At 62.9% G+C, this 14505-nt stretch carries 12 protein-coding genes; 10 read left to right on the top strand and 2 right to left on the bottom strand.

Features of this window, described 5'->3' with window-relative positions; translation table 11 throughout:
• Nucleotides 1–69 precede the first annotated feature (69 nt).
• The 9 genes from LAN61_15925 (at nt 70) to LAN61_15965 (ending at nt 12039) form a co-directional block, all read left to right on the top strand.
• Complete coding sequence (locus LAN61_15925; GenBank protein MBZ5542004.1) at nt 70–894, top strand: Mrp/NBP35 family ATP-binding protein; 825 nt, start codon at nt 70–72, stop codon at nt 892–894.
• Nucleotides 895–981: 87 nt separating this feature from the next.
• Nucleotides 982–2532 (top strand): glycosyltransferase family 39 protein, encoded by a 1551-nt coding sequence (locus LAN61_15930; protein ID MBZ5542005.1) that lies wholly within the window; start codon nt 982–984, stop codon nt 2530–2532.
• A gap of 134 nt (nt 2533–2666) precedes the next feature.
• Nucleotides 2667–3185 (top strand): gamma carbonic anhydrase family protein, encoded by a 519-nt coding sequence (locus tag LAN61_15935; protein MBZ5542006.1) that lies wholly within the window; start codon nt 2667–2669, stop codon nt 3183–3185.
• Nucleotides 3186–3325: 140 nt separating this feature from the next.
• Complete coding sequence (gene hisS / locus LAN61_15940) at nt 3326–4594, top strand: histidine--tRNA ligase (protein MBZ5542007.1); 1269 nt, start codon at nt 3326–3328, stop codon at nt 4592–4594.
• Between the two features lie 123 nt (nt 4595–4717).
• The gene (aspS, locus tag LAN61_15945; protein ID MBZ5542008.1) at nt 4718–6499 is read left to right on the top strand and encodes an aspartate--tRNA ligase; all 1782 of its coding nucleotides are present in this window, start codon (nt 4718–4720) and stop codon (nt 6497–6499) included.
• Nucleotides 6500–6779: 280 nt separating this feature from the next.
• Nucleotides 6780–8651, top strand: a complete 1872-nt coding sequence (mutL, locus tag LAN61_15950; GenBank protein MBZ5542009.1) for a DNA mismatch repair endonuclease MutL — start codon at nt 6780–6782, stop codon at nt 8649–8651.
• Between the two features lie 48 nt (nt 8652–8699).
• The gene (locus LAN61_15955) at nt 8700–9464 is read left to right on the top strand and encodes an enoyl-ACP reductase (GenBank protein MBZ5542010.1); all 765 of its coding nucleotides are present in this window, start codon (nt 8700–8702) and stop codon (nt 9462–9464) included.
• Between the two features lie 23 nt (nt 9465–9487).
• Complete coding sequence (cmk, locus tag LAN61_15960; GenBank protein MBZ5542011.1) at nt 9488–10210, top strand: (d)CMP kinase; 723 nt, start codon at nt 9488–9490, stop codon at nt 10208–10210.
• On the top strand, nt 10207–12039 hold the full coding sequence (locus LAN61_15965; protein MBZ5542012.1) for a DUF885 domain-containing protein: 1833 nt from the start codon (nt 10207–10209) through the stop codon (nt 12037–12039). Before cmk ends, LAN61_15965 begins: the two co-directional genes overlap by 4 nt.
• 105 nt (nt 12040–12144) lie before the next feature.
• Here the strand turns inward: LAN61_15965 and LAN61_15970 are convergent, their stop codons facing one another.
• Entirely contained in the window at nt 12145–12693 is a 549-nt protein-coding gene (locus LAN61_15970) for a hypothetical protein (protein ID MBZ5542013.1), read from the bottom strand.
• A gap of 202 nt (nt 12694–12895) precedes the next feature.
• Nucleotides 12896–13738 (bottom strand): hypothetical protein, encoded by an 843-nt coding sequence (locus tag LAN61_15975; GenBank protein ID MBZ5542014.1) that lies wholly within the window; start codon nt 13736–13738, stop codon nt 12896–12898.
• A gap of 382 nt (nt 13739–14120) precedes the next feature.
• Between LAN61_15975 and LAN61_15980 the strand changes: the two genes are divergently transcribed.
• Nucleotides 14121–14486, top strand: coding sequence for a hypothetical protein (locus tag LAN61_15980; GenBank protein MBZ5542015.1), 366 nt, complete (start codon nt 14121–14123; stop codon nt 14484–14486).
• Nucleotides 14487–14505 lie beyond the last annotated feature (19 nt).

The following is a 14505-nucleotide window of genomic DNA, read 5'->3' on the forward strand; positions in this document are numbered from 1 at the left end:
CGGTGTAAGCTCCGCGAGGAATTTCCCTACGTTTGATCAGGAGAGCTTGAACATATGCCCCCAGCACCGATGCCGCAGCAGCAGGAAAAAATGCCCATCCCGGGCGTGAAGAATCTTGTCGCCGTGGCCAGCGGCAAAGGCGGCGTGGGCAAAACCACCGTCGCCGTGAACCTCGCCTTGGCCCTCACCCAGCTCGGCTACCGCGTCGGCCTGCTCGATGCCGACGTCTACGGCCCTAACGTGCCGCTGATGCTCGGCTCCACCGCCGAGCCCCGCGCCACCGAAGACCGCAAGATCTTTCCCGTCGAAGCCCAGGGCATAAAGATGATCTCCATGGGCCTGCTCAGCCCCGGCGACCGCCCCATGATTTGGCGCGGCCCGATGCTGCACAGCGTCATCCAGCAGTTCCTGCGCAGCGTGCAGTGGGGCGAGCTGGACTACCTCATCGTGGATCTCCCCCCGGGCACCGGCGACGTGCAGTTGACGCTGATCCAGACCGTGCCGGTCACCGGCGCCGTGGTCGTGACCACCCCGTCGGTCGTGGCCCTGGCCGACGTCCGCAAAGCCATTGAGATGTTCCGCCAGGTCAATGTGGAAGTTCTCGGCGTGGTCGAGAACATGAGCGCGTTCATCTGCCCGCATTGCCAGAAACCTGTGGACATCTTCGGCCATGGCGAGGGCGCGCGCACGGCGCTGGCCTACGGCGTCCCGGTCCTCGGCGAAATCGAGGTCGATCCGCGCATCCGCATCGGCGGCGATACCGGCCAGCCTGTCGCGGCTGCCGGCGAAGCCGGCCCCGCTGCGAAGAGTCTCTACGCCATGGCCCGCGCCGTCGTGGCACGCCTCGAAGCTGTCAGCGCCGCCGCCGCCGGCCCCCAGATCCAGATCGACTGAGCACTTCTGGAGTGTGCTCCGCAATGCTCTTAATCTTCGCCCGGAACATTCCTGTCTGGAATTTCGTTCCTACACGGAGAGGTTATTGTGGAAACTGAGCGAACGCCCGGCGGGTCCCGCCGCGGAGAAGCGGCGCTTCTCGGTGGGCTCTCTCTTGCGCTGTTTTTTCTGCACATGCTTGTCAACGGCCGCTATGGCTACTTCGTGGACGAGCTCTACTACCTTGCCTGCAGCCATCATCTCGCTTGGGGGTACGTCGACCAGGCCCCGCTGATCGCCGTGATCACCTGGCTCGAGCGCGTCACGCTCGGCGATTCGCTCCACGCGCTGCGGTTTCTGCCGGCGCTGGCCGCTGGGTTGAAGGTGCTCCTTGCCGGCCTGATCGCAAAGGAACTCGGCGCGCGGCGCTACGCGATGACTCTCGCCTGCGTGGCCGTGATCTTCGCTCCGCTCTATCTTGGCCTCGATTCTCTCCTCACGATGAACGTCTTTGAGCCCTGCTTCTGGATGGCCTGCGCGCTCGTTGTTTTGAAAATCTTCAATGGTGCGAGCCCGAAGCTCTGGCTGCTGTTTGGCGTGGTTGCCGGCATGGGCTTGCAGAACAAGCACTCCATGCTCTTCTTCGGTTTTGGTTTGTTTGTCGGCTTGTTGCTGACGAAGCAGAGGCGTCACCTTGCACAGCCGTGGATCTGGCTCGGGGGGTTGATTGCCCTGCTGATCTTTTTGCCGAATCTTGTCTGGGAGATTCACCGGCATTTCCCGACGATCGAACTGCTGCAAAACATCCAAAAAAGCGGGCGCAACACGGAGCTCGGCGTGATCGGCTTTCTGCTGGCGCAGCTTTTTGCCATGCACCCGCTCGCTGCGCCGCTCTGGATTGCCGGGTTGTGGCGTCTCTTGCGGGATCGCGAAGGCCGGGGCATCCGCGTCCTGGGCATCACTTACGTGGTGATCCTGGTCTGCATGCTGGCGCTGCACGGACGCATCTATTATTTGGCGCCGGCCTATCCCATGCTGTTTGCGGCCGGTGCCATGGCCTTCCAGGAATGGGCCGAGCGGCACTCCTGGAACTGGCTGAAGCCCGCGTATATCGCGGTGCTCGCGGTGACGGCCGCAATCCTCGCGCCGTTCTTTTATTTTCCGATGCTCAGCGTGCCGCAATACATCGCGTATTCGAAATTCATGCACCTGGCTCCTGTCAAGATCGAAAATCACAAGCAGGGGCCCCTGCCGCAGCTCTATGCCGATCAGTTTGGCTGGAAGGAGATGGCGCAAGTCGTGGCTAACGCCTACTTCAACTTGCCGCCGGAAGAGCGCAAGAGCTGCGCGATCTTTGCCCAGAACTATGGCCAAGCCGGCGCGATCGATTTCTTCGGCGCGAAAATGGGCCTGCCAAACGCTATCTCCGGTCATCAGAGTTACTACTACTGGGGTTCGCGCGGCTATACCGGCGAATGCATGATCGTGATGGACGACACGTACGCGACGTTGTCGCAGGAATTCGAAAGCGTTGAGAAGGTCGGCTCCGTCTATCACCCGCTCTCCATGCCCTACCAGCATTTCGACGTGTATCTGTGCCGCCGGCCGAAGTTCGGGACCCTCCAACAGCTGTGGCCGCGTTTGAAGCGCTGGGACTAGGGCCGAGCGTAGCGCCTTCCTTGTCAGTTCGGGAGCCGGATGTTATCTTGGCGTGGCTACGTGTGTGCACTTTTTGGGGTTCCGGCGCAGTACGCGATGGGTCCACGTATGTGCCGAGGAATCAAGGAAATAGCATGATTCGACCGTATCGTGGCAAGCACCCGCAGATCGCCGCCTCCGTCTTTGTCCACCCCACCGCGGTGATCATCGGCGACGTGACCATTGGCGAAGACTCCAGCGTCTGGCCCAACGTGGTCATCCGCGGCGACGTGGACTCTATCCGCATCGGCGCGCGCACCAGCGTGCAGGACGCTTCCGTTCTGCACGTCATGCGCGACGAGTACGAACTCATTCTGGGCGACGACGTGACCATCGGCCACGGCGTGATGCTGCACGGCTGCACCATCGAGCCCTGCTGCCTCATCGGCATCGGCGCCATCGTTCTCAATGGCGCCAAGATCGGCACCGGCAGCATCGTCGCCGCCGGCTCGCTGATTCCCGAGCGCACCGTCATCCCTCCGGGCAGCCTGGTCATGGGCGCGCCCGGCAAGGTCAAACGCACGCTCACCGAGAGCGAAAAAGCTACGATCGCGCAGCACGCCCAGCGCTACGTCGGGTACGCCAAGATCTATCGCCAGGAGTCAGCCGAGTGAGCGAAACTCTCTTGTCAGCTCGACTTCTCCTCACCGTCATTCCGAGCGAAGCGCGGGTTTTGCGCTCCGAACAGGTTTACGGAGCGCGTTTTTTGCGTTCCGGATGGGTTTGCGGAACGAGGAATCTCTCTTAGTCTTTTATGGCGACCAAGACCAAATTTCAAGCCATCCGCGGCACGCGCGATCTCCTCCCCCCGGAGACCGCGCTGTGGAACCGCGTCGAACAGACCGCTCATGCGGTTTTCAGCACGTTCGGCTTCGGCGAAATCCGCGTTCCGATTTTCGAGCAAACGGACCTCTTCGCCCGCTCCATCGGACTCGACACCGATGTCGTCTCCAAGGAGATGTACTCGTTCGCGGACCGCGATGAGACCAGTGTGAGCCTGCGCCCCGAAGCCACCGCCAGCGTCTGCCGCGCCTACATCGAGCACGGCATGCACGCGCTGCCCGCTCCCGTGAAACTGTACTACCTGGGGCCGATGTTCCGCCGCGAGCGCCCGCAGAAGGGCCGCTACCGCCAGTTCTACCAGATCGGCGCGGAAGTTCTCGGCGGCAGCGACGCTCCCGCGATTGACGCCGAAGTGATCGAAATGGTTATGGTCTTCTTCGCCAGGCTGGGCCTCGAAGGCGCAAAGCTGCACCTCAACTCCATCGGCTGCCGCGACTGCCGCCCCAAGTACGTCGAGCTGCTGCGCGCGGAGCTTTCCAAAGTCAAAGAAAAACTCGGCCCGGATAGCCAGCGGCGCATCGAAACCAACCCCCTGCGTGTCCTCGATTCCAAGCTCGAGAGCGAGCAGGCCCTCATCGCCGCGCTGCCGCGCATCGCCGCGCACCTCTGCGACGCCTGCGCGAAACACTACGCCGCGGTGAAGCGGGAACTCGATCTGCGCGGCGTCGCTTTCGAGGAAAACTGGCGCCTCGTGCGCGGCCTCGACTACTACATGCGCACCACCTTCGAAATCATCGCTCCGGGCCTGGGTTCGCAGAACGCCGTCTGCGGCGGCGGGCGCTACGACGGCTTGGTCGAGCTGCTCGGCGGCCATCCCACCAAGGGCATCGGCTTCGCCATCGGCGAGGACCGCCTGATCCTTTCCCTGCAGGAGAGCGGCAAGGCCCCGGCTGTGTGCGGCCGCGACGTCTACATCGCCTGGATGGGCGAAAAAGCCTATGCTACGGCGGTGCGCGCGGCCAAGCTTTTGCGCGAGGCCGGCTGCTCGGTCGAGCTGCCCGGCACGGAGCAGAAATTCGGCAAGGCCCTGGGCCACGCGGACAAGCTCGGCGCGAAGTATGCTTTGATCCTAGGCGAGGACGAAGTCTCGAGCGGCCAGTGGACGCTCAAGACCCTCGCCGACGGCACGCAGCGCAAGTTGAGCGAAGCGGAAGTGGTCACGGCGATCCCCGCGAAATAGGCAATTGGCCTTGGTAGCACAGGCGGAACTTGTCCCGACTCGGTCGGGAGCCTATGCAGCGTACACTCAGGCACGGCGCAAAGCGCACAAGCTTCAGCCCGTGCAACTAGAGGAGAGAACGACTTGCTCGACTTTCTGGGTAATCTGAAACGTACACACTACTGCGGCGAACTGCGCGCGGCTGACGACGGCCGCGACGTCATCGTCATGGGCTGGGTGGCGCGCCGCCGCGACCTCGGCAATCTGCTCTTTCTCGACCTGCGCGACCGCGCCGGCATCGTCCAGGTGGTCTTCAACAAGGAGACCCAGCCCGCGGCCCACGCCAAGGCCGAGCAGGCCCGCTCGGAATTCGTCGTCGCCGTCGAAGGCAAGATCATCCGCCGCCAGAAGGCCAACCCCGACCTGGCCACCGGCGAAGTCGAAATCATCGCCGGCAAACTGCACATCCTGAACAACGCCAAGACCCCGCCCTTCCCCATCGAGGAAGAGATCAACGCCACCGAAGAAACGCGCCTGCGCTTCCGCTATCTCGACCTGCGCCGGCCCAAGCCGCACCGCAACCTCGCGCTGCGCCACAAGGTCATCCTCGAAATCCGCAAGGTCATGGACGAGCTGGGCTTCCTCGAAGTCGAAACGCCCATGCTCACGCGCTCCACTCCCGAAGGCGCGCGCGACTACCTCGTGCCCAGCCGCGTGCACCATGGCCAGTTCTACGCCCTCCCGCAGTCCCCGCAGATCTTCAAGCAGATTCTGATGATCGGCGGCCTCGACCGCTACTTCCAGATCGTCAAGTGCTTCCGCGATGAGGACCTGCGCGCCGACCGCCAGCCGGAGTTCACCCAGCTCGACGTGGAGATGTCCTTCCCCCGCCAAGAAGACATCTTCGGCGTGATCGAAGCCGTGATGGTGCGCGCCTGCGCCGTGGCCGGAATCAAAGCCCAGGCGCCCTTCCCGCACATGCTCTACAAGGACGCCATCCGCAGATACGGCAGCGACAAGCCGGACCTGCGCTTCGGCATGGAGCTGCACGAGGTCACGGACTGCTTCCCGCCCGAAGCCAAGGCCAAGCTGCAGATCGAAGGCAGCGTCTTCGCCCTCGCCGCGCCCGGCGCGGCTGGCTATTCCCGCAAGCAGCTCGACGAGCTGGTGGAAAAGGCCAAATCCAGCGGCGCGCGCGGCGCTTATTTCGTGAAGCTCGCGCCCGAGGGCGTCACCTCCACGGTCGAAAAACTGATCGGTGCGGACAACGTGAAAAAGCTCGCCGCGGCCTGCGGCGCGAAGACCGGCGACCTCGTCGTCGCCGTCTCCGCCAAGGAGCAGATCAAGGGCACGGAAGCCGCCGCGCTGGTCGCCGGGCAACTGCGCCTGCAGCTCGGCGAAGCGCTCGGCGTCATCGACAAATCTCAATGGAAATTCCTCTGGCTCACCGGCTTCCCGCTCTTTGATTGGAGCGAATCGGACAAGCGCTGGGTCAGCGCGCAGCATCCCTTCACCGGCATCGTGGACGAGGACCTGGACAAGCTCGAATCCGCGCCGTGGGAAGTGCGTTCCAAGGGCTACGACCTGGTGCTCAACGGCGTCGAGCTCGGCTCCGGCAGCATCCGCATCCACCGCCAGGACATTCAGGAGCGCCTCTTCCGCGCCTTAGGCCTCAGCGAGGAGCAGTTGCGCCGCCGCTTCGGCTTCTTCCTCGACGCCCTGACCTACGGCACGCCGCCCCACGGCGGCATCGCCCTGGGCATGGACCGCGTGGTCATGCTCCTCGCCGGCGAAAAATCGATCCGCGAAGTGGTGGCCTTCGCCAAAACCACCGCCGCCGTCGATCTCATGGCCGAGTCGCCCTCCGGCGTGGACAAAGATCAACTCGACCAATTGGGCATCGCCATAAAGCCTGGCGATAAATGACCGGGGGATGCCGAATCTATCCCAATGGATCGAAGGTGTTTTGCGTTTCGGTGTTTTTCTGGCCGCATTCATTGTAATTGCCTGGCGGAGGAGAAAAAACAGGTTCTTATTCTATGTAGGGCTAGGCCTTGTGACCGCCTATGCTCTGATATTTATCTTTCTTTATTTTCTCTATTTTCCTTATTTTAAAGATATTAGAGGGCGGTAAAGCTGGAAGAAACCGCGCAGTCCCCGGTTTCTTGATGACGAACGATGCCGGAGACGAGAGAATAAGCTGCAAATGTCGCGCATACGCATATTGCCGGAGGCAGTAGCGAACAAGATCGCCGCGGGCGAGGTCATCGAGCGCCCGGCATCCGTCGTCAAGGAGCTGCTGGAGAACGCGCTGGACGCCGGCGCCAAGACCATCCGCATTGAGGTCGAAGCCGGCGGCAAGCGCATGATCCGCGTCATCGACGAGGGCCACGGCATGATGCACGACGACGCCCTGCTGGCCTTCGAGCGCCACGCCACCAGCAAGCTGCGCACCGCCGACGATCTGCTCTCCATCTCCACCCTCGGCTTTCGCGGCGAAGCCCTGCCCACCATCGCCGCGGTCTCCGTCAGCGTGGCCGACATCTTCTACTGCGTGCCGGCGCGCCGCAAGTTCCTGAAGTCGGATTCGACCGAGCTGGGGCACATCGCCTCGCTCGTCACCCATTACGCCCTGGCTAATCCCGAGCGCCACTTCGTTCTGACAACGCCCACGCAGGAGATCGTCAACTGCCCTCCGGCGGAGCGGCTCTCCGACCGCGTCTACCAGCTCTTCGGCCGCCAGGCCCTCGACGAACTGGTGGAGATTCCGGCGGCCTCCGCGCCCTTCCGCGCCGCGATCACCGAGCCGGCGCTGGAAGCCGGCGAGGAAGCCGCCACGCTCACCGCCACCGGCTTCACCTCGCGCCCCGAAGTGCAGCGCCCCAACCGCAACGGCATCTACATCTTTGTGAACCGCCGCCTGGTGCGCGACCGCCTGATCCTGCACGCCATTCACGAGGCCTATCGCAACATCCTGCCGCCCGCGGTTTTTCCCGCCGTGCTGCTGTTCCTCGAGATGCCTTACGACGAGGTGGACGTGAACGTGCACCCGGCCAAGGTCGAGGTGCGCTTTCGCCATCCGCAGTTCGTGCACGATTTCACCCGCGACGCCATCCGCCAGGCGCTCACCAAAGCGCGCTCCATCGCCAGCTTCGCCGCGGCCGCCGGCGTGCCCGGTGTGACCCACGGTGCGCCGCAGGGCGCCGCTGCTTCGGAAGGCGCGCTGCCAGGCCCGCCGCGCGCCATCATTCCACCCATCGGGGAGCTTGGCGTCGGCACCGGCATCGGCTCCGATGGCGGCACCGGTGCCGGCTCGGACGGCGGCTACGGCGCATTCGACCTGACCGCCGCGCCGCTGCCGCCCGTCGAGCAGCGCTTCTCCTTCGAGCCCGGCACGGCGTTTCCTGATGCCCCGCGCGTCACCCCGGTGATGGACTGGCCCGGCACCGCCGCCGCGGCCTACGGCGACGCCCCGGCCTCGCTGCCCAGCCCCGGCCAGATCGCCGACCTCAAGCCGCTCGGCCAGGTCAGCTCCAGCTTTATCGTCGCGGTCAACGCTCAGGGCCTGTGGCTCATCGACCAGCACGTGGCCCACGAGCGCGTGCTCTTCGAGCAGCACCTGGAAGCGCGCCGCGCCGGCAAAGTGGAATGCCAGCGCATGCTCGTGCCCCTTGTGGTAGAACTGGCTCCGCGCCAGGTGGTGGTCTTCGAAAAAATCGCCGAGGAGCTCAACGCCAACGGCTTCGAGGTCGAGCCCATGGGCCCGCGCAGCGTGGCCATCCAGGCGGTGCCCGCGGGCATCGCCGCCGCCGACGCCGAGCAGCTGCTCACGGAAATTCTCGACGGCCTCGAGCGCGAAAACGCGGCCATCTCCATCGCCACCCTGCAGGCCAAAATTGCGGCCTCGGCGGCGTGCCACGCAGCCATTAAAGTGAACATGCCGCTGGACCAGACCAAGATGGAGTGGCTGCTCGCGGAGCTGGCCCGCACCGACGCCCCGATGAGCTGCCCGCACGGCCGCCCGGTGGTCCTGCGTTATTCGCTGAAGGAGATTGAGCGCGCGTTCCATAGAATTTAACTCTTTAGTAATTGGGCGGGAAGCAGCCCGCCCTCTGGGGGAAGCGGAATGACGGATACCAAGAAGACCGCGGTTGTTTTCGGGCTGGCCAACAAGCGCAGCATCGCCTGGGCCATCGCCCAGAAACTCCACGCCGACGGCTGGCAGCTCGCCATCACCTACATGAACGAGCGCCTGGAGATGGAGGCGCGCGACCTCATCGCCGAGCTCCCCGGCGCCGCGGGCTTCATGTGCGACGTCTCCAGCGACGAGCAGATCACGCAGCTCTTCGCCAAGCTCAAGGAGCGCTACGGCGTGCTGCACGGCCTGGTGCACAGCGTGGCCTTCGCCCCGGAAGCCGACCTCAAGGGCGCGTTCGTGGACACCTCGCGCGAGGGCTTCCGCATCGCCCACGACATCAGCGTCTATTCCCTGGTGGCGGTGACACGCGGCGCGGCTCCGCTGATGACTGCGGGCGGCAGCGTCATCACCATGACCTACTATGGCGCGGAAAAAGTCGTCCCGCGCTACAACGTCATGGGCGTGGCCAAGGCCGCACTGGAAGCCACCGTGCGCTACCTGGCCAACGACCTCGGCCCCAAAAACATCCGCGTCAACGCCATCTCTGCCGGGCCCATCAAGACCCTGGCCTCCCGCGGCATCTCCGGCTTCGGCGAAATGCTCCGCGCCCAGGCCGAGCGCGCCCCGCTCAAGCGCAACGTCGAGCCCAGCGAGGTCGGCGCCGCAGCCAGCTTCCTGCTCTCCGACGGCGGCTCGGGCATCACCGGCGAAACGCTGTACGTGGATTGCGGCTCGAACATCGTGGCCTACTGAACGACGATTTCACCAGCCGCTTCATGGCCAAACTCACCATCGCGATTGACGGCCCGGCGGGCTCGGGCAAGAGCAGCGTGGCGCGGCGCGTCGCTGAGCTGCTCGGGTATCTGTATCTGGACAGCGGCGCGATGTACCGCGCCCTGGCGCTGAAGGCCCTCGAGCGCGGCGTGCCTCTGGAAGACGAGGCGCAACTCGACGCCCTGGCGCGGGAGACGCACGTCGAGCTGCGCGCGCCCTCGGCGGAGCAGATCGCCGCGGGAGTGAAGAACCGCGTCTTTCTCGACGGCCGCGAAGTGACCGCGGAGATCCGCACGGACCAGGTGGCCCAGGCCGCCTCGCGCCTGGCGACCATCGCCGGCGTGCGCGCCGTGCTGGTCGCCGAGCAGCAGCGCGCCGGCGCCGGCGGCGGCGTGGTCATGGAAGGCCGCGACATCGGCACCGTCGTCTTCCCCCGCGCCGAGCTGAAGATTTTCCTGGACGCCTCGCCGGAAGTGCGCGCCGAGCGCCGCTGGAAAGAGCACCAGGAAAAGGGCGAAAGCATGCCGCTGGACGAGGTGCTCGAGGAAGTGCACGAGCGCGACCAGCGCGACCGCGAGCGCAAAGTTTCTCCGCTCCTGCGCGCCCCCGATGCCGTCTTCGTGGATAACACCGCCATGAACGCCGAAGAGACCGCGCGGCTCATCGTGCTGCTGGCCGCGGAACGCGCGAAAGAACCGGCTCGCGGCGCGGGGAGGGAAGCGTGATGCGCATTCTGCTGATTCTGGTGCTGGTGATTGCCGGCGGGCTGCTGGCCCTGCCGCGCGCGGTGATGGCGCAAGCCAGGAGCGCCGCGGACGCGCCGCAGGAAGCCGCGCGCAAATTCCGCGTGTATCTCGAGGACGACTGGAAGCGCTGGATGGCCGAGGCTCCGGAGATAGCCACCGAGGTGGGCTTTCCCGGGCAGAACCGCCGCTGGACCGACGATTCCCCGGAAGGCATCGCGCGGCGCAAGCGCCTGCTGGATGACAGCCTGGCCCGGCTGCAGGCCATTTCGCGCACAGCCCTGCCGGAAAGCGAGCGCCTGAACTACGACCTCTACCGCCAGCTTCTGGAGGCCGCGGAAGAGGGGCAGCAGTACGGCGACGATCCCATGCCCTTCCAGAGCGTGGCGCAGTGCAATCTGTGGATGCCGGTGAACCAGATGGAGAGCATCGGGGCACGGGCTGCCAGCACGCTGGCCCTCACGCCGCACCAGACGGTGGCCGACTACGAGGACATCCTGGCGCGGCTGGAAGCGCTGCCCCGCGCAGTCGAGCAGACCCAGGCCCTGCTGCAAGAGGGCCTGAAGCGCGGCTACACCCCGCCGCGTGTGCCGCTGCGCGATCTGCCGAAGCAGGTTGCCGATCTCGTTCCCGCCGATCCGCTGGCCAGCGCGCTGCTCGCGCCCTTCACGCAGTTTCCGGCGGGATTTCCGGAGCCCGAGCGGGCGCGGCTCACCGAGCGCGCGAAGACGGTTTACACGAGCGGCGTCGCCCCGGCCTTCCGCAAGCTGCATGACTATCTCGCGGAGACGTATCTCCCGGCGTGCCGCGAAAGCATCGCGGCCACCGCGCTCCCCGACGGCCAGGCCGCCTATGCCTTCCGCGTGCGCTGGCAGACCACCACGAATCTGACGCCGCAGCAGATCCACGCCATCGGCCTCGCCGAAGTGCAGCGCATCCGCGCGGAGATGGACCAGGTCATCGCCGCCTCCGGCTTCCGGGGCAGCTTCCACGACTTCACGGAATTCCTGCGCACCGACCCGCGCTTTTTTTACGATAAGCCGGAAGATCTCGTCAACGGCTACCGCATCATCGCCAAGAAGATCGATCCGCAGCTCGCGCCGCTCTTCGGCAAGCTGCCGCGGCTGCCCTACGGCGTCACGCCCATTCCGGCCTTCAAGGCGCCCTCGCAGACGACGGCGTATTACCAGCCGGGCGCGCCGCAGGCCGGCCGCGCGGGCCAGTTTTTCGTGAACACCTACAAGCTCGAGGCCCGCCCCAAGTGGGAGATGGAAGCGCTCTCCATGCACGAGTCCGTCCCGGGGCACCATCTGCAGATCGCCCTGGCGCAGGAGCTCGAAAACGTTCCGGAATTCCGGCGGTACATCGGTTACTCGGCTTTTGTGGAAGGCTGGGGGCTCTATTCCGAAAGCCTGGGCGAGGAGATGGGCTTCTACAGCGATCCCTATTCCCAATTCGGGCAGCTCGCCTATGAAATGTGGCGCGCTGTGCGCCTGGTGGTGGATACCGGGATGCACTCCATGGGCTGGAGCCGCCAGCAGGCCATCGATTATTTCCGCGACCACACTGGCAAGACCGATCAGGACGTCACCGTCGAAGTGGACCGCTACATCGTGTGGCCCGGCCAGGCCCTGGCCTACAAGCTCGGCCAGCTGAAGATCCGCGAGTTGCGCCACGAGGCTGAGACAAAGCTCGGCGCAAAGTTCGACATTCGCAAGTTTCATGATGCTGTGCTGGAAAATGGAGCGGTGCCGCTGAACGTGCTGGAAGCGCACATGAAGCAGTGGATGGACAAGCAAGCGACGCACTGACGCCGCGCGAGTCTGCCCCGGCCGCCGAAAAAGTCCGGAGAGAGATTCCCCAGGGGCTGAAAAGTTTGCGGCGTAACAAACAGCAGGAGCCCGCCTAAACGGTCGTCAGATGAACACGGAGGCGTTTCCTTGCGCGTCGAAGTACATCGAAGGCAGCGCGAAGATTAGAAACGCCGTGAGCCACCACGGAATCATGCAGGCCAACGTACGACGACCGCCAGCACGCCAGCCTGAAACCAGTGCGGCTATGAAGCAAACCGATAGGCAAGTCAAACCCGTCCTGAATGGACAGGTGAGAACCCAGAATCCAGCCTCCGCCCCATCCGGCGTCAGGAAATATCCGTACGTGAGACCCGAACGTGGAACGAGCATTGTGAAAGCCTGCCTCTGCCAAAACCAGATTAAGAGAATGGCTACGAGAGCAGCCAGGAAAGGAAGAAGCGTTTTTGTGCGACGGAATACGACCTGATTGAGCCAGGTAGCGGAGACGAACAGCGCCACGCACCATCCCACCATGACGAAGGGCAATGTGTCCATCCCATATCGCTCACCAATGACCATCGTGACCCGAGTGGCGCAGAGCCCAACAACAAAGGGGAGGATAGTCGAAAGTGCGACTTGCATCGTTGCTGGTTTTTCTGGAACAGCCATCATATGCGGAAGGTCCTGGGATTGAGTTTTCGACCAACAGCGAGTTAAGACACCTAAGCCTAGCATCCGGAGATAACTTTCCCAACGCCCAATTAACGCTGCTAACCGGACATCTGGGGTACTGGAACGGCAGATGTCCGGTAATCCGACTACTCAGGAGTTATCCATTCGGTGTGCTATAAACAGACGACTTCAGTCACCTACCTCATTTTCGGACATCTGTTGGAACAACATCTTCTTTGTGGTCGATTATCAAGTACAGGACATTGTTCTCGAATCGTCCGGCCATCCTCTGATCATCACCACTGAAGTAGGTTACGCGTGCGGTTACGTTAACTTCGCCAAACGCTTTTTGAATCCTCTCGACCATGCGCTTCGCAGCCGGTGTGCCAGGTGCAAGAGTGCCGATCTCAATACCTTGATCGCGAGTCATCCTTGACCTATTCGGGCCGAAGGTCTGCCACTTGGCGGATTTGAACGCGACGGTGAAGTCGTCCGCATAGTCGCCACTCTCGCTATCCAACATTTGAGAGTAAATTGAAATAGGATTTGGTTCATCTCCCAAGATCCTCGCGAGCTTGGCTTGTTGCTCCGTCGTCAGATGACGCGGTTTCATTTTGTTTTCCAGACGTGCCCGGGCTAACCTTTCACTTTCAGCTTTCTGATTTGCTTGTGCGGCACTATTTCCAGCGGATGCTATCTGAGCCTCGAATCCTTTCGCAAGGGCTTCACCTTGTGCCGCTCGATCATTTGCTTTAGCCGCATGTTGATTCGCAACCGCTGCCTGCTGGGTCAGCGCTGCTATTTCACCGTTAGCTATAGTCTCAAGGTGCCTCGATAACGCGAAAATTCCGCCATCGGCTAGTAGTTCGCCAGCGACACCGATAATCACAAACATTTCGAAGACTTTAACCCACCGCTTGAGGTTTTCGCGATACTCGCCGACAAGACCGATAACGAGAAGCACACCGAACAGCAGTAGAAGTATTTCGGACACACCTAGCCAAGTTGATGTCGTGGATTTCGATAGCGAGGTTAGAACACCCACCTATTTCATCTGGCCGTACGCGAGGTACAACTCTTGCGCCCGCTTGACGGCCTTCGTTCAACTTAACAGATTACTCGTGAAGCCTTTCGCCAGCAACCTTATGGCAGGCGTCGTATCGGCATTCTACAACTTGCACCTGCAGCTTGGTGAGCCATGACTCCTGATTAACGCGCTAACCGGACAACTGGTTTTCACATGTCCGGTAAGCCAACTACACATCCAATTGGTGCGGGGCTTCGTCTATCCCCCTATAGACTTCACTGAGGGCACTCTCTATCCCGTAGTATGAAACGCCCGGAGAGAAACGAAATCAAGATTCCAACGCGGTAGATATACTAGCCGGTGATAGCATGTAGCTCCGGGGGGAAGAAGGTCCGATCCTGTGTCGGAGAATAAGCTCAACCGAAGGTTGCAAGCCCTACAGCAGCGAGTAGACCTCGTTCAGGCTCTCATGAGCTTCTTGAAGAAGCATCCGGCCATCGTTCCATACTGCACGTTGAAGCCGATGAGCACGGGGACAGGTCTGTACTTCGAGGAGAAGGGCTTCATCCGGCCAGTCTGGAACAACGGACCCACTCTGCGACTTGAGAGGTATATCGAGGATTGGGAAAACGACGGCGACCGGAGAATTGTGTCCGACAACATCTCTGCAATATCCCCGGATGACCTGGCACATCTTCTCAAAGAGGAGTTAAAGGTGGACCTTAGCAAGAAACCGGGTTGGGAAGAGGGCAATGACGAGGACTAAGATGGCAGGATTACCGTGT

It is taken from the genome of Terriglobia bacterium, from assembly GCA_020072785.1.
GTDB lineage: Bacteria > Acidobacteriota > Terriglobia > Acidiferrales > UBA7541 > Acidiferrum.